17 protein-coding genes, 2 tRNA genes and 4 pseudogenes are annotated in these 17856 nt (G+C 53.7%); 11 read left to right on the top strand and 12 right to left on the bottom strand.

The window, feature by feature from the left end:
• Positions 1 to 138 precede the first annotated feature (138 nt).
• The 11 genes from JCM15764_RS15200 (at position 139) to JCM15764_RS15155 (ending at position 8402) form a co-directional block, all read left to right on the top strand.
• Complete coding sequence (locus tag JCM15764_RS15200) at positions 139 to 444, top strand: hypothetical protein (RefSeq protein ID WP_243689118.1); 306 nt, start codon at positions 139 to 141, stop codon at positions 442 to 444.
• 157 nt (positions 445 to 601) lie between these two features.
• Positions 602 to 1000: a DUF302 domain-containing protein gene (locus tag JCM15764_RS15195; protein WP_054697213.1), complete on the top strand. Its 399-nt coding sequence runs from the start codon at positions 602 to 604 to the stop codon at positions 998 to 1000.
• 7 nt (positions 1001 to 1007) lie between these two features.
• Positions 1008 to 2231: a sensor histidine kinase gene (locus JCM15764_RS15190; protein WP_054697210.1), complete on the top strand. Its 1224-nt coding sequence runs from the start codon at positions 1008 to 1010 to the stop codon at positions 2229 to 2231.
• 11 nt (positions 2232 to 2242) lie between these two features.
• Positions 2243 to 3601: a sigma-54-dependent transcriptional regulator gene (locus tag JCM15764_RS15185; RefSeq protein ID WP_054697207.1), complete on the top strand. Its 1359-nt coding sequence runs from the start codon at positions 2243 to 2245 to the stop codon at positions 3599 to 3601.
• 161 nt (positions 3602 to 3762) lie between these two features.
• The gene (locus JCM15764_RS15180) at positions 3763 to 4053 is read left to right on the top strand and encodes a hypothetical protein (protein ID WP_054697203.1); all 291 of its coding nucleotides are present in this window, start codon (positions 3763 to 3765) and stop codon (positions 4051 to 4053) included.
• A gap of 14 nt (positions 4054 to 4067) precedes the next feature.
• Entirely contained in the window at positions 4068 to 4598 is a 531-nt protein-coding gene (locus JCM15764_RS15175; RefSeq protein ID WP_012645941.1) for a MamS/MamX family magnetosome protein, read from the top strand.
• Positions 4599 to 4631: 33 nt separating this feature from the next.
• The gene (locus JCM15764_RS15170; RefSeq protein ID WP_243689117.1) at positions 4632 to 5063 is read left to right on the top strand and encodes a hypothetical protein; all 432 of its coding nucleotides are present in this window, start codon (positions 4632 to 4634) and stop codon (positions 5061 to 5063) included.
• Between the two features lie 96 nt (positions 5064 to 5159).
• Positions 5160 to 5498 (top strand): hypothetical protein, encoded by a 339-nt coding sequence (locus JCM15764_RS15165; protein WP_054697197.1) that lies wholly within the window; start codon positions 5160 to 5162, stop codon positions 5496 to 5498.
• Positions 5499 to 5520: 22 nt separating this feature from the next.
• On the top strand, positions 5521 to 6225 hold the full coding sequence (locus JCM15764_RS15160; protein WP_243689116.1) for a hypothetical protein: 705 nt from the start codon (positions 5521 to 5523) through the stop codon (positions 6223 to 6225).
• Positions 6222 to 6413 (top strand): hypothetical protein, encoded by a 192-nt coding sequence (locus tag JCM15764_RS24185; RefSeq protein ID WP_243689115.1) that lies wholly within the window; start codon positions 6222 to 6224, stop codon positions 6411 to 6413. Before JCM15764_RS15160 ends, JCM15764_RS24185 begins: the two co-directional genes overlap by 4 nt.
• A gap of 135 nt (positions 6414 to 6548) precedes the next feature.
• Positions 6549 to 8402 (top strand): cation:proton antiporter, encoded by a 1854-nt coding sequence (locus JCM15764_RS15155; protein WP_439645312.1) that lies wholly within the window; start codon positions 6549 to 6551, stop codon positions 8400 to 8402.
• 226 nt (positions 8403 to 8628) lie between these two features.
• On the opposite strand, the gene JCM15764_RS15150 is transcribed toward JCM15764_RS15155, so the two are convergent.
• From JCM15764_RS15150 to JCM15764_RS15100, 12 genes and pseudogenes are all read right to left on the bottom strand, one after another.
• Positions 8629 to 8706: transfer RNA gene (locus tag JCM15764_RS15150), tRNA-Glu, on the bottom strand.
• Between the two features lies 1 nt (position 8707).
• Positions 8708 to 8783: transfer RNA gene (locus JCM15764_RS15145), tRNA-Lys, on the bottom strand.
• 76 nt (positions 8784 to 8859) lie between these two features.
• Positions 8860 to 10154: pseudogene (locus JCM15764_RS15140) on the bottom strand (adenylosuccinate synthase).
• Positions 10155 to 10164: 10 nt separating this feature from the next.
• Positions 10165 to 10781: pseudogene (locus JCM15764_RS27000) on the bottom strand (ATP phosphoribosyltransferase regulatory subunit).
• Positions 10782 to 10836: 55 nt separating this feature from the next.
• The gene (locus JCM15764_RS26995) at positions 10837 to 11466 is read right to left on the bottom strand and encodes an ATP phosphoribosyltransferase regulatory subunit (RefSeq protein WP_279384479.1); all 630 of its coding nucleotides are present in this window, start codon (positions 11464 to 11466) and stop codon (positions 10837 to 10839) included.
• A gap of 140 nt (positions 11467 to 11606) precedes the next feature.
• Positions 11607 to 13106, bottom strand: a complete 1500-nt coding sequence (locus JCM15764_RS15130) for an FG-GAP repeat domain-containing protein (protein WP_243689114.1) — start codon at positions 13104 to 13106, stop codon at positions 11607 to 11609.
• A gap of 189 nt (positions 13107 to 13295) precedes the next feature.
• Positions 13296 to 13579: pseudogene (locus tag JCM15764_RS15125) on the bottom strand (hypothetical protein).
• A 118-nt stretch (positions 13580 to 13697) separates the two neighbouring features.
• Positions 13698 to 14069 (bottom strand): hypothetical protein, encoded by a 372-nt coding sequence (locus JCM15764_RS15120; protein ID WP_054697190.1) that lies wholly within the window; start codon positions 14067 to 14069, stop codon positions 13698 to 13700.
• A gap of 176 nt (positions 14070 to 14245) precedes the next feature.
• Positions 14246 to 14725, bottom strand: coding sequence for a hypothetical protein (locus tag JCM15764_RS15115; RefSeq protein WP_054697187.1), 480 nt, complete (start codon positions 14723 to 14725; stop codon positions 14246 to 14248).
• Complete coding sequence (locus tag JCM15764_RS15110; protein WP_054697185.1) at positions 14709 to 15137, bottom strand: hypothetical protein; 429 nt, start codon at positions 15135 to 15137, stop codon at positions 14709 to 14711. Before JCM15764_RS15110 ends, JCM15764_RS15115 begins: the two co-directional genes overlap by 17 nt.
• A gap of 502 nt (positions 15138 to 15639) precedes the next feature.
• Positions 15640 to 16044, bottom strand: coding sequence for a methylmalonyl-CoA epimerase (gene mce / locus JCM15764_RS15105; RefSeq protein WP_054697182.1), 405 nt, complete (start codon positions 16042 to 16044; stop codon positions 15640 to 15642).
• A 79-nt stretch (positions 16045 to 16123) separates the two neighbouring features.
• Positions 16124 to 17775, bottom strand: a pseudogene (locus JCM15764_RS15100) (acyl-CoA mutase large subunit family protein).
• Positions 17776 to 17856 lie beyond the last annotated feature (81 nt).

Raw genomic sequence — 17856 nt, 5'->3', positions numbered from 1 at the left:
AACTGGTCAGGCTTGATTCTGAGGAGGGACAAACTTGGAAAGATAGACTTCGGGTAAGTGCTTGAAGGGATCAGACGAGCTAAAACTAATGATGATGGGGTTGTAACTGAAGTGGAATTGCTGGACCGTAAGAGGTGCATGGCAAACGCAATTGATGCAGGCGTCGCAATCATTGTGGTTCTGGTCCTGTTCCAGGGGGGAACAAGGGCACTGGTGAGATTGTATCTTTTGACAGGAGGTAGGGTCGCCGGCCATGGGGAGGCAGTTTTGCACGGCATGGGCGTTTTCCTTGACGCAATGCAGCGTCACGGCCAGCACGACCAGAAGAAGAATCCAGGAAACGAATTTAACAGCCGCTGTTCTACCCATGGGACTTTTATAGTGGGTCGGTTGCAGAATGTCAAGAAGTTAGCCAGGCCTTATCATCCATATTCGCTTTCGTAGGCTCATCTTGCTCAAGGGGCTAAATCTGGTACCATGGAAGTACCCGCCATTCAGCGACCAGCCACAAAATTCATCGACTTTCTCCCACCTCCTGTGGCATGCTGTTTTGGTCCTGAGTGGCGAGAGACCTTCACTACCTTTCAGTAAGGAGCTCGCCATGGACCTGCAGACACCATATGCTTTCGGTAAAACAGTGCAGTCTTCATTCGAGGAAACGGAAACGAAAGTACGAAAAGAGCTGCTCCAGGAAGGTTTCGGGATTCTCACCGAAATCGATGTCTCCCGCAAGTTCAAGGAGAAGCTGGACAGGAATTTCCGCAGATATGTCATTTTAGGGGCATGCAACCCGGCAATGGCCTGGGAGGCATTCGCCAGGGAGCTGAATATCGGCACCCTGCTCCCCTGCAACGTGGTTGTTTACGAGACGGATGACGGCAGCACTGCCGTCATGATAATGGACCCGGTGGCAGCCCTGTCCCTGATCGGCAATCCTGAAATATCCCAGCTGGCCGGAAAGGTCAGGGAGAAAATGGAGCGGGTGCTGTCGGTACTGTGAGAAACGGATGCTGAAAAGAGTTGTTCTGCTTGGCGGTATAGTCTTGACCACGGCACTATGCTGGTTTGCAGTGCGCAATTATCACGATGCTTCTGCCATTGCCGAGGAAAATCTTCGCGGCGTCGCCCTCTCCATAACCTCGGCCGTGGAAAATATCGCCTATCATGATCCATCCCTGGAGACGCTTGAGGGGCTCCATCCTGCCGATATGGCCTTTCTCGCCCTGACCGACGACAAAGGCATCTATCGCTTTCACTCCAACCCCGATCTGATCGGCCAACCGGCCGAAGCCGCTCGTCTGTCAGCAGCGGGACCCGGAACGGGCGAGGGTCGCGTCACCCTCGGCACCGGAGAACGGGCCTACGAATACGTCACCCCCATCCACCTCCAGGGCAGTACCCTTAAACTGCACCTCACCCTCCATACCTATCGGGCAGACACCGTTATCCGCAAGGCGAAACTCAACATGGCGATCCTCTTTTCGCTGCTAATGGCCGGCTGGATCCTCTCTGCCGTCATCTACCGCTTCGCCCTCAGGGAAAAGGAGCACCAGCGGGAAATGGCCCGCCGGGAAGACCTTGCCAGGCTGGGGGAAATGGGTGCCATGCTCGCCCACGAAATCAGAAACCCCTTGGCAGGAATCAAGGGTTTCGCCCAGGTAATCGGGAAAAAGCCGATGGATGAAAGAAACGGCGCCTTTGCCGGAAAGATCGTCGCAGAAACGTTGCGCCTGGAAAGCCTGGTCTTCGATCTCCTCTCCTATGCCCGCAGTGGACCGATTTCTGCAACTGATTTCGTGGTATGTGGCCTTATCGAAGGGGCTGTTGCCCTGGTCAGGGGAGAGGTGGAAGCAAAGGGAGTTATCATTTCCATTAAATGCCCGGAAGACTTGAGGCTAAGTGGCGACCGGGATCGTCTTGGACAGGTGATGCTCAATCTGCTGCAAAACGCTGTACAGGCCGTTCCCCATGGGGGAATGGTCGATATCGTTGCCGATCGGTCACAGGCAGGGGTGACCATGGTCATTACCGACAATGGAGCAGGTATCGGCAATGAAGTAGCAGAGCGGATCTTTGAACCGTTTTTTACCACCAAAGCCAGAGGGACAGGCCTTGGGCTCGCCATTTGCAAAAAGATCGTCGAGGAACACGGCGGCACCATCAACGTGGCCGGCGCACCCGGCCGCGGCGCCGCGGTTACCTTGACTTTTCCTGCCGCCATGGCGGCGTAGGGAGGCTTCGAGTGTTAACAAAAGGTTGCATTCTGTTGATCGAGGATGACGAAACCTTCAGGAGCTTTCTCCAGACCATACTGGAGGACGAAGGGTATGAAGTGCGTCTGGCAGGTGATGGCCGTGAGGGGGACCGGGTGCTTGCGGGGGAGAGCTTCGATTTGGTCATTACCGACCTGAAAATGCCGGGCAAAAGCGGCCTTGAGCTGTTTCGGGAAACGAGACAGGATCCTGGCTCGCCCCCATTCATCTTCTTGACCGCCTTCGGCACGGTGGATGAGGCGGTGTCCGCCATGAAGGAAGGTGCTGTCGATTTTCTCACCAAGCCCCTTGCCGCCCCGGAAGCGCTCCTCTCCCTGGTCGCCAGGACCATGGAGAGCCAGACTAGAAACCGGACCTTTCTCTCCCTGAAGGAGGCGGAGGCGGCAGGTCTTCCCCCCGAAGAACTTGTCTTTGCCGGGCAGGTCATGCAGACGCTGCGAAAGATGGTCTACGATGTGGCGGCAACGACCGCCAACGTCCTTGTCTGTGGAGAAAGCGGCACCGGTAAGGAGCTGGTTGCCAGGACCGTACACCTCCTCAGCCCAAGAAGCAGGTTGCCTTTTGTCGCTCTCAACTGTGCAGCAATCCCGGAAAATCTCCTGGAAAGCGAACTTTTCGGCCATGAACGGGGAGCATTCACCGGAGCCTTGCAGGCGCGACAGGGTAAGTTCGAGCTGGCAGCCGGGGGAACCATCTTCCTCGACGAGGTGGGGGAAATGCCGCCGGCTGTCCAGGCAAAGCTGCTGCGCGTTATACAGGAACGCGTCTTCGAGCGGGTTGGCGGGCGCAAAGAAATCAAGGCCGACGTGCGTATCATAGCCGCCACCAACCGCCACCTGGAGGATGAAGTTGCCGCGAGGCGCTTCCGCGAAGACCTGTATTACCGCCTGAATGTCTTCCCCCTGTTGCTCCCACCGCTGCGTGAGCGGCTAGATGCCTTGCCGGCCCTGGTGGATTTCTTCCTGCAGCGTTTCTGCCGTCAACTCAATAAGAAGCTGCAGCGAATCGAGCCGGAGGTACTCAGGGCCATGCGCTCCCATCCTTGGCCCGGCAACGTGCGGGAGTTGCAGAACGTCATGGAACGGGCGGCTATCCTTGCCCACGACTGCATCAGACCTGAACACCTGCCCGAATCGCTTTTCACCCACCAAGTCCTGGAAAAGCCAGGAGGCAGCAGAGATATGCTGCGCAGCATGGAGCGGGAAATGATCGTCAAGGCCCTGCAAAAAAACCGTGGCAACCGCAGACTGACGGCCGACGAACTGGGAATTTCCCGCCGGACCCTGCAATACAGGCTCAGGGAATACGACCTCATTGGCGAGACATAGGATGGTGCAATCCTTTCACCACTAGTGCAATTTCCTGCACCACATCCATCAAGGCTGTCCATTGGCTTAGGCAATGATTCCGCAATGTTGCAGGGAATAGTCCCCTTGGCACGGAACATGGAATAACTCCTTCAGCAAAATATTCCAGAGAAGGAGGAACCATGAAAAAAACTTTGATCTATACGGTCACGGCAATTGCCGTCCTTGCCGGTGCCTTCCCCGCGTTTGCCAAGGGAAGCAACGGATCACGGGGCAACGGCAACGGCGGTTGTGCCAACTGCCAGAACAGAGCAGCTGCAACCAAGCCTGCCTGCGACGGCACCGGTCCGAAGGGACAGGGGACAGGAAACCAACGCCCCATGGACGGCCGCGGCAAGCAGTATCAGAGAGATGCAACCGTATCGCAACCGGCGCCTGCACAGATCGAACAGGCGCCACCACCGAACAATTGAAAAGGTAACACCCCATGCCCAGCCGCCATGTCTTCATCTTGATTGCCGCAACCATCCTGTGCCCGGTTTTGACCGGAGCTGCATGGGCCGGTTTTGGTTTCGGCAGCGACTCCACCAGGAGCGGTCTTGACCTGAACGGCGGCTACGATATCAATACCGTCACCACCATTAACGGTACGGTCATCGGCCCTCCCCGCAATTCCCCGGAGAAACAGGTCACGATCACGGTCAAAAGCAGCGACGAAATCATCAATATTTGCGTCGGTCCGTCATCGTTCTGGGAGACAAAGGGCATCGCCATAAACGTCAACGACGAAGTGACCGCCAAGGGCTCACTGGCCCAGGGACAGGATGGCAAGAGTTATCTCATGGCCCAGAAGCTTACCGACAAGACCCGCGGCAGCCGGGTGGAGCTTCGCGACGAGAAGGGTATCGGTCTCTGGTCGGGACGGGGCATGGGGGAAATGCGCTTGAATCGCACCGAACGGAGTATGGGCTTCCGAGGCGGCATGATGCGTGGCGGTGGCGGCATGATGCGGCGGTAATAAATCGGGAGATTCAAGGAGAATGGAAAAAAAGTGACGACAAAAGTACTGTTGAAGGTAATGGTGTTAACTGTTGTATCCATTGTTGGAGCATCAACAGCAGAAGCTTCCGACCGGTTGCTTTCACTGGGGCTCGGGATGGAATTCACATCGGGAAGCTACGGTAGCCCGGTCCGCACCGACTCCATCGTCGTTCCCCTGACGGTCACCGTAACCCCCGGGGAGCGCGCAGCCTTCGCCGTGGAAATTCCCTGGGTGCGGCAGAGCAACAGCAATGTGGTTGCAGGCCAGTTCCGGCAGATGCTGGGACAGCAGTCAGGGATGGCCAAGGCAACCGAAGCCATGGGGACACCGGGCTCCGGATCGGGCATGACCGGAAGCGGCGCCACAGCAATGGCCACCAGCGACACCGGCAGAGCCAGAGCGGCCTCGGCGACATCACCCTGCGCGCCGGCTACATCATAGCAAAAGAAGGGGCGATACTGCCCCAGATCCGCCCTCACCTGTCGGTGAAGATCCCCACCGCCGATAAGGACAGGGGACTGGGAACCGGCAAGTTCGATGAGCGTTGCCGTTGAATTCTCCAAGTGGTTCGGTGACTGGCAGACCGTCGTCGAACCGGGCTACACCTTTCAGGGCAAGGTAGATGGCCTCTCCCTGAAAAACTACTTCAGCCTGAACGGCGGCCTCGGCTACCAGGTGACCGACAACTTCATGCCGGCCTTCATCCTCAAAAGCTCTACGGCTCTCACCGAAGATGCAACGGCATTGCTGGAAGCACGCCTGAAGCTGATCTACCAGGTAACATCAAAGATAGGCATCGATTTTTACGCAGCCAAAGGAATAACATCCTCAACAGCAGACTACAGTACCGGATTCTCTGTTTTCTACGATCTGTAGCCATCAAAAAAGGAGCAAGCAAATGAAAAAGATATGTGCAATTCTCATAGCGACAAGCATGGGGTTAATCGCCGCCTGTGGCGGCAGCAGCAGTGTTGAAGGCACCCCGGTGGCAGGGGTCGTCGCCGACGGATACCTGCAGAATGCCTTGGTCTTCATGGACAAGAACAGTAACTATCAGCTGGACAGCGGCGAGCCATCCGCCACCACCGATGCCACCGGCGCTTACACATTGACCGTCGCCCCTGAGGACGTGGGGAAATATCCCATCGTCGCCATTGCTGTGGCAGGGCAGACCATCGACCAGGATAATCCCGGCGTGACCATCGGCAAAACCTATGTGCTCTGCACCCCGGGCGCCGGGGTCTCGGGAACGGTCAGCAACTTCATCAGCCCCATCTCCACCCTGCTCAGGGAGAAGCTTGAGGCCAATCCGGGCATGACCCTGGCCGAAGCCACCACCCAGTTGCGCAACCAGCTTGGCATGCCTGTCGGCATGAACATTCTCGGCGATTATGTGGCCGGCGCCAACGCCGGACAATACCAGACAAACTATCAGGCCATGCACCAGGTAGCCCAGCAGATGGCCGGACTGATGGCAAGCCAGTCGGGGCTGGTCATGAACGGCACCACCAGCGCCAACGGCACCCGCTTCCGCGGCATGATGGGCGAGATCAACGAAAATCTGCCCAGATCAGCGATAACGCCAGTCGGGGATTCGGCATGAACAGCGACTTCATGATTTCCATGCAGAACCAGATGCAGACCCAGCTGGCAGGAATACCAACTACCAGCTTCAGGAATTTCTCCTCAGCCTTCCGCAATATGACCAGCTATAACTATTTCTGGAACTACAGCGGCGGCAGGATGCAGCCCATGAGCGGCTCCATGGGTGGGGGCATGATGGGTCGCTGACGGCCCTTTCCCAAAACATCATGAGCACCTTTTATAAACACAGCAGGGCCGCTTTGCCAAGCGGCCCTGCTTGTGTTATAAACCATATGCATTCCCGGCGACACGATTTCCTCAGCAATCACGGAGAAATGGCATATGGCATACGAGGCCCTGCGCGACATCGAAATTCTCTTCGGGCTGGCGCTGGTTACGGTAGTCATCTTCCGACGATTGAAGTTTCCTTCCATCGTCGGCTTTCTCTTTACCGGCATTCTGGCAGGACCACACGCTTCAGGCCTCATCGGCAATACCCACCAGGTGGAGCAGATGGCCGAAATAGGGGTCGTGCTGCTTCTCTTCACCATCGGCATCGAATTTTCTCTCAAGGAACTGATGAGGATCAAGCAATTGGTGATTCTGGGTGGAGGCCTTCAGGTTGTCCTCACCATCGTCGTTATTGCAGTTGCCGGAACGCTCTTCGACTTTTCCCTCAACCAATCCATCTTCTTCGGTTTTCTCGTCGCCCTTTCCAGCACAGCGATCCTCATCAAGCTCCTGTCCGATGCGGGAGAGCTGGATACCCCCCACGGCAAGACCGCCCTCGGGATTCTCATATTTCAGGACCTGTGTATCGTGCCGCTGATGCTTTTCACTCCCCTGTTGGGAGGTAACGGCAACGGCTGGCAGGAGGTCGCATTTATTATCGGCAAAGCGGCCGCCGTCATTATCGCAGCACATTACAGTGCCGGCTTTCTGGTACCATGGATTTTCGCCCAGGTTGTCAAGACTCGGAGCAGAGAGCTGTTTATCCTGACGATCATCTTCATCGGCATGGGAACTGCCTGGCTGACCGCCCAGGCCGGCCTGTCACTGGCACTGGGCGCCTTCATCGCCGGTCTGGCCATCTCCGAATCCGAATACAGCCATCAGGCTTTGAGTGATATCATTCCTTTCCGCGAAGCATTCATGAGCCTCTTTTTCATCTCAGTGGGCATGCTGCTCGATCCCGTCATTCTCTTCACCAGCCCTTTCCTCATCGCCGGATTGGTGCTGACCATCATCCTCATCAAAACACTGGTCACAACCGGTGCTGCCATGGCCCTGGGGCTCCCCATGCGGATTGCCCTCACTGCAGGTCTTTCCCTGGCGCAGATCGGCGAATTCTCCTTTGTCCTCAGCCAGTCGGGCTTAAAGCACGGGCTTTTGAGCAGCGAGGCTTACCAGATGTTTCTGGCTGCATCCATTGCCACGATGGGACTGACGCCTCTCTGTATGAAAATCGCTGCACCGGTCGCCGAACAGCTAGCCGCCCGCCTCCCCCATTCCTGGACCCGCGGGAAAAGCATGTTCGCCGGCAACGGAAGGAAGACCACCCTCACCGATCACGTCATCATCGTCGGCTACGGTATGAACGGCAAAAATCTGGCCCGGGTATTAAGGCATTTGAAGATCCCTTACGTTGCTGTGGAAACTAATCCATTTACCGTCAAAGCCGAAAAAAAGAAGGGCCAGCACATTATCTTCGGCGATGCTTCCAAGCCCGAAATTCTTGAGCATGCAGGGATCGAAAACGCCCGGATCATGGTCATCGCCATTTCCGATGCAGCCGCCAGCAGGCGGGTGGCAGCCCTGGCACGACATATGAATCCCGCCATACATGTAATAGTCCGAACCAGGTACCTGCTGGAGGTCGAACCACTCTTCAAGCTGGGGGTCAATGAGGTAATCCCGGAGGAATTCGAAACCTCCGTTGAGATCCTTTCCAGGGTGCTGAAAAGATTCCTCGTTCCCCAGGATGTGATTGAAAACTGTGTCGCTGAGGTAAGGAAGGATGGCTACGAAATGCTCCGTTCCGTCAGCAAAAGGCACAGTCATGCCGTCGGCATTGCCGGGTTTCTTGCCGGAGCCGAGATCGGAACCTTCACCGTCCACAAAGGGGCAACTATCGAAGGGACAACCTGCGGGAAGGTGTGTTGCGCAGCAGGTCGGGGGCAAGCATCCTGGCCATAAAGAGAGGAGAGGAAGTGGCGCCGAACCTGACCCGGTCTGGGAATTGAAGGAAAGGGACGTGGTCCTGCTTTTGGGGAGTGCCCAACAACTGGCAGCAGCTGCAAAGTTGTTCGAGGCGGGAAAAGGGGAAGCTCGACCTGAAACAGAATAAGCAACGGCCCCGTCGTTGGACCGAAGTGAAAAAACAAAAAGCCCTTCCAAATTTCTTTGGAAGGGCTGTTGTTTGTGGCGTCCCCTACCGGATTTGAACCGGTGTCGCCGCCGTGAAAGGGCGGTGTCCTGGGCCGGGCTAGACGAAGGGGACATGGTGAGCCGCGTTGGGGTCGAACCAACGACCACCTGATTAAAAGTCAGGTGCTCTACCGACTGAGCTAGCGGCTCGTTACTACGTGCTGCAGTGAAGTTCGATTTATAGCAAAAAGATTTTCCACCGTCAACATTTTTTCGCTAAAATCCTTTAAGCTTCAAAAGGATTCTTCAACATGATGGTCTGGTCGCGCCGCGGCCCCACGGAAACCAGCACGATCGGACAACCGGCCAGTTCTTCCAGACGCTTCACATAAGTTCTCGCCTTCTCCGGCAAGTCGTCAAATGATCTGGCTGCGGTTATATCCGCCTGCCACCCTGGCATTTCCTCGTATACAGGCTGGCATTTCTCGAATATATCAAGATTGGCGGGAAGTTCGCTCAGGAACTTGCCGTTGTACGAATAGCCGGTGCATATTTTAATTGTTTCAAAATCGCTGAGAACGTCAAGCTTGGTAAGTGCAATTCCCGTAAGACCATTGACCCGCACAGCATATTTTATCACCAGAGCATCGAACCAGCCGCAGCGGCGGGGACGCCCGGTGGTTGCGCCGAATTCGCCACCGGTCTGACGAAGCTTTTCGCCGTCGGCATCCTCAAGCTCTGTGGGAAAGGGTCCGCTACCGACGCGGGTGACATAGGCCTTGGATATGCCGATGATCTCGCTGATGTCTCTCGGGCTCGCCCCGGTACCTGTGCAGGCGCCGCCGGCACAGGTGGAAGATGAGGTCACGTAAGGGTAGGTGCCATGATCCACGTCCAGAAGTGTTCCCTGAGCTCCTTCGAAAAGCAGTTTTTTGCCGGCCCTGAGGTCCTGATGCAGCACAAGCGTGGTGTCGGCAACATAGGTGCGCAAGGTATCGGCAAAGGCAATGTATTCGTCGAATATCTCCTCAAAGGAGAATGGTTTCTCACCCAGCATCTTCTCCAGGATGAAGTTTTTCTCTTCCAAGCACTCCTTCAGCTTGCGGGTGAAGACCTGCTTGTCCAGAAGATCCATGAGACGGATACCCCGCCGGCCGATCTTGTCTTCGTAAGCGGGGCCGATCCCTCTGCCGGTGGTGCCGATCTTCTTGGCGCCGCTCTTAGCTTCACGAGCAATATCTATCCGCTTATGATAAGGCATGATGATATGCAGCGATTCGGAAAGGAGCAGTACGCCATCATCCTGAAATTTCCCCTTGGCTTTCAGTTGGTAATCTCCTTGATGAAGACTTCCGGATCGAGCACCACACCATTGCCGATGATGCAGCGTTTCCCTTTATGCAGAATGCCCGAAGGGATCAGATGTAGAACTATCTTCTCATCTCCGACCACCAGCGTATGTCCGGCGTTATTTCCACCCTGATACCGAACAACATCGTCGGCAAATTCCGTATAGATATCGACGACCTTTCCTTTTCCTTCGTCGCCCCATTGGGCTCCGACTACCACGACGTTAGCCATTGACGTCTCCTTACAGCTCGATTTTAAGGGAATAGTCATCCCTCAACAGATCCGTTTTTTTGATGGCCACACCCTTTCGGTCAGCCACCCGGACCAGGTAAATTTCATCTTCAGCGCAGTAATTGCCGCCGATAACCAGCATCTGCCTGATGTTCATACGCTTCGCATAAGCAAGGGAATTATCGAAATCTCTCCGGATGATATCCCGTGCGGTAGTAAAGCCTTTGTCACGCAAGTTCTGTGCTATTTCAAGAGCCTCCCGCCGGTCCTCCTTCAAATTGAAGAGGAGGAAATCACGTGTCCTCGTTGCCTCCATTTCCGGCTGTTTCTCAAGAACCTTCAGCAGGGCGAGAATATTGAAGGCAAAACCGGTTGCAGGGGCAGGTCGGCCATATTTGGCAGTAAGGGCGTCGTAACGTCCACCGCCACACACCGCCTCTCCCAGCCCCCCACAAAGCCCTCGAAAGTAAGGCCTGAGTGATAATCGAGACCGCGTATCTCCCCCAGATCGATGGTCAGGAATTCCGATACACCGTAGATGTCTAAAATTTCCAGCACCTCGGCAATGTTTTCCAGGGCTTTCTTCGATCGGTCATTGCCGGCGGCCTTTTCTGCCAGGGCAAGCACTTCCCTGCACCGTAAAGCCTGGGCAAAGCAGCGATTTCTTCCTTTGCCTGATCAGTTATCGGCGCCTTCTCCAGGATTTCCCGCACTGCGGAAGAATCCTTCTTGGCGATAGCGATTGCAGCAGGTTTCGGGCTGAAGCAGAAAGCCCGGAAGAAAGCATGATGCCGCGAAAAAAATCAACCTGGCCCAAATCTATCTTGAAGTTGTCCAGGCCCAGACTCCGCAGGGCCTCAACAGCCATGGCCACCATTTCCGCATCGGCTTCGGGCGAGTTCAGGCCGATCAATTCAACGCCGGACTGGAATATTTCCCGGCTACGACCGGATTGGACCTCGGCGTGGCGCAGGACACGACCATTATAATAAATACGCAGGGGAAGCGGATAACCCAGCATGCGTGTCGCCACTATGCGGGCTATCTGGGGGGTGATATCGGGAGGTATGGCCAGCAACCTGCCAGTCTGACGATCATCGAAGCGAAAAGTCTTTTCCTTAAGATCCTCTCCCATTCCCAGCGAGATTACATCCTGGAATTCGAGGAGTGGAGTGATAATTCGCCTGAATCCCCATAGTTCGAAGATTCGACTGATACACCCCTCAATACAGGCAATCTCATCAGCCTTTTCCGGCAGGAAGTCGGTAACACCCTTTGGTAATGGGGCTTCTATGGATGACGGAATTGTCAAATTCTCTCCCGTAAAAACTGTCGAATCAAAACGGCAAAACGCCTGAAAGGCTAGCAGTATCCCAATGCCATGTCAACATTTAAATGGGAACAAAAAGAGGGGCGCCAGCAGCACCCCTCCTCTAACAGATATTCCGGAGCCTATTCCACTTTTTTCACAACAATGGTGCTCGCTCCGCTTTCCAACAGCCCTTTCTTCTTCACCACCTCCAGAAGAATCAGCTCTTTGCCGATGAAATTGTAGTCGTAGTCGGCCAGGTAGTTCTGGCTCTCTTTTGTATGCCATTTTTCATCAAGGGTTGAGCCGTTCCAGGCAAAGGCATACACCGTGTTTTTCTTATAGGAACGATTATTGCCAAAGACAAAGAAGCCGAGGTTTTTGGGAACTATTATTTCATTTTGCGGTGTAACGAAAATGCGCTGCTCAAGAAAAATCCAGCGGTATTCATTCCCCGTAGTCCTGATATTGGCCAGGTCCTGGCGTTTCAGGCATATTTCACTCCCGCCAAACTTGTCGCTGCTTCGCCAGAGTTCCTCTCCAGTCTCGGAATAGACCAGCAGATAACCATCTTCATGAATGACAATGGTGTAATGCTTGCCGGCAGCGTCGCTGAATCGGTTAAAGTTGTAGAGATTGGCGAACCGGGGCAACTTCAGGGGATTGCGCATTTCATAGGAGCTCCCCTTTTTGATGAGTTCGTGGATATCGCCATAGAAATCGGTGTCGGTTCCCATCTGCTGGACGTAAAGCTTTCTCGCCCCCCCGTCCAGGGCTAAAGCTCGGAAATAATATGGTAGTTTCTCGGCAACCTTCTGCAGTCGGCCGTCTTTCTCAAGCCATACCTGTGAAGACAATAAATCTCCTCGCACAATGGTAACATACGCCTCAGGGGTGCCGTCTCCGTCAAGATCTGCAGTGTCGATGCCTATCGGTTTATCGTTTATATCAAAGGTCGCCTCGGCAATCATTTTCAGGTCGGCATCCTGATGGTAGAGTGACAGGGAATGTTCCCCGAGGAGGTAAAGCTCCCGGGCTCCCTTGGCCAACGTGCGGCCGGGAGCTACGCCCACCAATGCTCCTGCCAGTCGGCTCAGGTTGACACTGTTTTTTGCTGCAGGTTCAACCCTGATTATATCGGAGGAAGGCACCGGGGCTGCCGGCCGCGGTTCTGCACGAGGAGGGGTTGAAGATGGTTGGGCAAAGGAAACATTCTTGCCGGCCGAAGGTGTTGACCGAACTCTGATCATTTCATCATTCAGTTTCTGTGCGAGCTTGGTCACTGCCGGGATCAGGTCGTCCTCCCCTCCTCCCTGCTCAAAGGCCCTTGCCACCACATTCCCGGCACGGTCCCTGGCCATGGCATCAAGGCTGAAAACCTTTCCCAACTGCGTGTAGCTGCAATCTACAGCAATCTCGGCCGCGCCCTGGCTGCCGGCTGTAGATACGGCCCCACTATTCAAGCGGGAAGCAAGCAGCATCTGCAGGGTTACTTTGAGGTCGGCGCGTTCAGAAGCGCCACTGACTGTAAATTCATTGACATGAACCGGAATAGCTTCGGCAAACACCGGAACCGCAGTCAGAAACAGGCTGAAAAGAACAAAAAAACAGGTAGCGATTTTTTCATGGAGATTCTCCGTCAAATTGATCTCATTCAAAAGCAAAAGGAACATTAGGTATTGAGCAGTGCGGGTGTCCGAAGCGGGTTGGATTATCTCAGACGGGATTGTGCAAGTCAAAGATTTAATGGGGGGACTGTGTGATTTCTGCAAAGAAAAAGGAGAGCTTTCCTCTCCTTTGAATGAAGGTCAATGCGTATGAAGATATGGCCGCTAGTTGCCGCCCTTCAATCCCAGCATGGTATCGAGGAGATCGTTTGCCTCGGTAAGCTTGGTCTCCAGTTTCTTCAGCTCTTCGGGGCTATACACTTTGTCCCCCTTCTTGATCTCGGCATTCAGCTTCTTTATCTTCTTCTGAATGCTGTCCACCTGGGAAGCGCAGTTCTTCGAAGCCAGCAGACATTCATCCTTCTGCCCCTTGGTCATTTCTGCCGGAAAAGCCGGAACGCTGCTGCCAAAAGAAATGTCGACATAATCATGACTGTCATTTTCCGCATTGTTATGTTCCCCCCTTCTACGGTTGACTATTATAATTAATAAAATTAAATCAAAATATTTGGGCTTGTCAAACAAAAAAAGGCCGGCGGGGAATCCCCGCCGGCCGGATGAAACATTCTAAAATACGTAGTTCAGCATCACCGTTGAGTAGAACGGATCATTGGGTTTGTCGCCGGCTTCAGCTCCACCCTGCCCTTCGTAGTAGTCGCCAAGTTTCATGAATGCGCCGACCAAGCTAACATTGAGGTTGTCGGCGAGCTTGTAGCCAACTTCAGCATTGATCTCAGTGCCAAGGTACTTGCTGTCGTGCTCGCCGGTATCCCGCGCAATAGCACCGAAACCGAGATTGGCATTACCATAGAGCTTGTCGGTGAATTTCATATCGTAGCCCAGGGAACCGATGGTCATCCCCTGGCTAAAGTTATTGGAAGATCCAATAATGTATCCACCGGAGTTGATCTCGTACTTGGAGCGAAGCAGGATGTGCATGTTCGCACCATAAAAGGTGTTTTCGGAGAAACCGGAGCTATTGGTGTTATGAACGCTTTGGAACGAATTGTTGTTTCCGGAGAACGGATCGCTGTCACCAGAAGTGTAGGCAGCAACAACATTGAAAGTACCCGGACCTGCTGCAACCTTGGCACCGGCAAAACCAGCGAATGCGCTCAGGTGGTTGCTGGCGAAGCGGTTAAATGTACCTGCGTTGCGACAACTGTTGAAGGCTCATAAAAGTAGGGGTTGTTGATATTGCCAAACTGATACATTGCGCCGGCAGTAATCGTGGCCGGCCCCGTTTTCGCCTCGGCATTGACGCCAAGAGTATGGATAATAGCGTTGGAGTATGTACGGCTGGGATCGTTGACTCTTGAAGCAGCAGTGGCAGTAGCAGCTGTGGTTGCAGAGGTCTTGTTCGTGTCGTCATTCAAAAGATAGTAAGACACACCCAGCCGGAAATCCTTCGTTACATTGAGTTTGGAGTCCAATACCAGGAAATCTCTGGCATTTTTGCCGGCAAGGCTGCCTGTGTCGTCAAAGCGGAAGAAGCCTAGAGAGTTGGCCAAGCTGCCGTATTTAGCGGAAGCGAGGACCCCGGGCATATCGGCATTAACAAAAAGTCCACCATATGAGTCAACCCAAGGCTGCATACCCACCTTGAAGTTGACCTTTGTGGTGGTAGGCAGGTTGAAGTCCAGATAAATGTTTCGTCTCCAGGTTGATTTCATCGCCCCCCAGAGCACCACCCTTGCCTCTGTTTACCGAATAGGATTCATCACCGAACTTGCTGTAGTCCAACTCGAAGTGCGTTACCAGTTTCAGGTCGTCACTGGCTTTGGCACTGTACAACAGACGAGCACGCTGCTCCAGGAATGTCTTTGTCTTGGGATTTTCGTTGACTGCCGCAAAATGGGCACCAGAAGCATTCTGGATGTTCGACATCACCCCTTTGAAACGATACATGCCATGAAACTCGTTCTCAAAAGCCATGGCCGGTACTGCGGTGGCTGCGGTCAGGGCGCCCACTGCGGCAACTGCCAAAATTCTTTTCTTCAAATTCATTTTTGTGCCTCCTTCGTTGTTGTAAGTAATTGAGATAACATGGGATTGCAACAACCTTTGGTTTTCACCACCACCTTTCTTTTGAGATTATGTTTAAAAAACGATCCCCGGAAACAAAAAAGCCCCGGCCCGGCCCTTTCAAAGGGCGGGCAAGGGCTTGCTACAGCAATTCAGACGACGGTTCATCCCACCGCTGGTTGCGGCAACCGGCGAGTTAAGCTGTACATCTCTCTGTATTGAGTTTGATAACGGCATTGACACCCAGTTGTTACATTAATTTGTGGTGATACTATATCTGCCAAGCTATTTTGTCAAGAACCCTTATTAGATTCTCCTTAAACCACAGCAATTACAGCAGATAGCTATAATATTTGCTTGCTAATATACTTTTCTGTAAACGAAAGTCAAGCATTTTCAAACAACGTTTCAAAATCGAACAAAATTAAAAAGGAGAGGTCACATTTAACCTCTCCTTTCGGGGGACCACAAGCTTTTAAAACTATTAATGGCCTGACTGGCAAAGCTCTGTCAGGACTCCGTTGCTGCTCTTGGGGTGAACAAAGGCGATCTGTGCCCCGTGGGCACCTTTTCGCGGTGTTTTGTCGATCATCCGTGCCCCGTCCGATTCAAGTTTTGCAATGGCAGCAACGATATCCGTTACCTCATAGGCCACATGATGAATACCAGGGCCGTTTTTCTCAAGAAATTTTGCAATGGGACTGTCGGCACTGGTCGGCTCCAGAAGCTCTATCTTGGACTCCCCAATTTCCAGAAAGGCAACCCTCACCTGCTGCTCCTGGACCTCTTCTGTGCCTTTAAATGCCATACCCAGCTGATCCCTGTAAAAGGGAATGGTTTCAGCCAGTGAATTCACAGCAACACCCATATGGTTTATCTTTGTCAGCATATAAAATTTACCCTTTCGAAATCATTACAATCATAGCAGTTCTCCTGGGAGAGGCATCAATTGCATCACTCTCCAATTTTTACAGCACCACCGTTTCCCGGTGTTTGCCGAAAACCTCACGGAAGACATCGGCAATTTCCCCTAGCGTCGCATAGGCCTTGACTGCTTCAAGGATGTGCGGCATGAGGTTGTCGGTACCTTTTGCCGTTTCTTCCAGCTTTTTCAGTGCCGCCTTGACCTTGTCATTGTCCCGTTTTGTCTTGACCTCTGCCAGGGCCTTTTTCTGAAAGATCTCGACCTCTTCCTTTACCTTGAGCAGGCCGGCAGGGGGGGGCTCCTGAATAGAGAATTTATTGACACCGACGATTATCAAGTCATCGGTTTCAATGGCACGCTGGTAAGCAAAGGCCGAATCCTGGATCTCTTTCTGTTGAAAACCCTGGGAAATGGCTTCCACTGCTCCGCCAAGACTATCGATCTTGTCGATATAGTCTGAGGCCGCTTTCTCGATCTGATCGGTGAGAGACTCAACCAGGAAGCTGCCGGCCAAGGGGTCAATGGAATCGGCGACCCCGGATTCATAGGCGATAACCTGTTGCGTCCGCAAGGCGATCCGCACCGAGTCTTCGGTGGGCAGGGCAAGTGCCTCATCGCGGGAATTGGTATGGAGAGACTGAGTTCCGCCCAGGACAGCAGCCAGAGCCTGAATAGTCACACGCATGATGTTGTTGTCGGGCTGCTGCGCTGTCAGAGTACAGCCGGCCGTCTGGGTATGGAAGCGGAGCATCAATGACTTGGGATTCTTTGCCTTGAACCTTTCCTTCATGATCTTGGCCCACATGCGGCGGGCAGCCCTGAATTTGGCCACTTCCTCCAGGAGGTTGTTGTGGGCGTTGAAGAAGAAAGCCAAACGGGGAGCGAACTCATCCACATCAAGTCCGGCCTTGATGGCTGCATCCACATAGGCGATGCCGTCGGCCAGGGTGAAGGCCACTTCCTGGACAGCACTGGAGCCGGCCTCGCGGATATGGTATCCGGAGATGCTGATGGTATTCCACTTGCACATGATCCTTACAGTAGGCAAAGATGTCGGTAATTATGCGCATTGAAGGCTTTGGCGGATAGATATAGGTGCCGCGGGCCATGTACTCCTTGAGGATATCATTCTGAATGGTGCCGGAGATCTTATCGGAGGAGACCCCCTGCTTTTCTGCCACTGCAATATACATGGCCAGAAGAATGGCTGCAGTGGAATTGATAGTCATGGAGGTGGATACCTTGTCGAGCGGAATACCGTCGAAGAGCACTTCCATATCAGCCAGGGAATCGATGGCGACGCCGACCTTGCCGACCTCCCCCCGGCTCATGCCCGCGTCCGAATCGTAGCCCATCTGGGTCGGGAGGTCAAAAGCAACAGAGAGACCTGTCTGGCCGGCCTGCAAAAGATATTTGTACCTCTCGTTCGACTCCTTGGCCGTGCCGAAACCAGCATACTGGCGCATGGTCCAGAAACGGCCCCGATACATGGTCGCTGTACGCCACGGGTAAAAGGATAATGACCGGGAAACCCCAGCGTGTCTTCATAACCTGGAAGTTCAAAATCAGGGGTGAAGCAGCGCTCCATCTCTATATCTGATGTTGTCCGGAAATCTGCCTTGCGCTCCGGCGCCTTGGCAGATTCTTTGCGACCGTGTTCTCCTGCCATCCCTTCTTTGCTTCTGAAATACCCATTTTGCTCTCCTTGTCATGATAGGAAAATCGTGGAGCTGATTTTTATCCACTTGCAATTTTTAAGCTGATGAACATAAAATT

It is taken from the genome of Geotalea toluenoxydans JCM 15764, assembly GCF_001311985.1.
GTDB lineage: Bacteria > Desulfobacterota > Desulfuromonadia > Geobacterales > Geobacteraceae > Geotalea > Geotalea toluenoxydans.
The sequence above is the reverse complement of the archived record's forward strand: the minus strand, read 5'-3'. Positions and strand labels throughout refer to the sequence as shown.

Coding starts and splice junctions, on each gene's coding strand:
- JCM15764_RS15200 (WP_243689118.1), top strand. CDS start 139: ATGGCAAACGCAATTGATGCAGGCGTCGCAATCATTGTGGTTCTGGTC.
- JCM15764_RS15195 (WP_054697213.1), top strand. CDS start 602: ATGGACCTGCAGACACCATATGCTTTCGGTAAAACAGTGCAGTCTTCA.
- JCM15764_RS15190 (WP_054697210.1), top strand. CDS start 1,008: ATGCTGAAAAGAGTTGTTCTGCTTGGCGGTATAGTCTTGACCACGGCA.
- JCM15764_RS15180 (WP_054697203.1), top strand. CDS start 3,763: ATGAAAAAAACTTTGATCTATACGGTCACGGCAATTGCCGTCCTTGCC.
- JCM15764_RS15175 (WP_012645941.1), top strand. CDS start 4,068: ATGCCCAGCCGCCATGTCTTCATCTTGATTGCCGCAACCATCCTGTGC.
- JCM15764_RS15165 (WP_054697197.1), top strand. CDS start 5,160: ATGAGCGTTGCCGTTGAATTCTCCAAGTGGTTCGGTGACTGGCAGACC.
- JCM15764_RS15160 (WP_243689116.1), top strand. CDS start 5,521: ATGAAAAAGATATGTGCAATTCTCATAGCGACAAGCATGGGGTTAATC.
- JCM15764_RS24185 (WP_243689115.1), top strand. CDS start 6,222: ATGAACAGCGACTTCATGATTTCCATGCAGAACCAGATGCAGACCCAG.
- JCM15764_RS15155 (WP_439645312.1), top strand. CDS start 6,549: ATGGCATACGAGGCCCTGCGCGACATCGAAATTCTCTTCGGGCTGGCG.
- JCM15764_RS15120 (WP_054697190.1), bottom strand. CDS start 14,069: ATGCACATCCTGCTTCGCTCCAAGTACGAGATCAACTCCGGTGGATAC.
- JCM15764_RS15115 (WP_054697187.1), bottom strand. CDS start 14,725: ATGCAGCCTTGGGTTGACTCATATGGTGGACTTTTTGTTAATGCCGAT.
- JCM15764_RS15110 (WP_054697185.1), bottom strand. CDS start 15,137: ATGAATTTGAAGAAAAGAATTTTGGCAGTTGCCGCAGTGGGCGCCCTG.
- mce (WP_054697182.1), bottom strand. CDS start 16,044: ATGCTGACAAAGATAAACCATATGGGTGTTGCTGTGAATTCACTGGCT.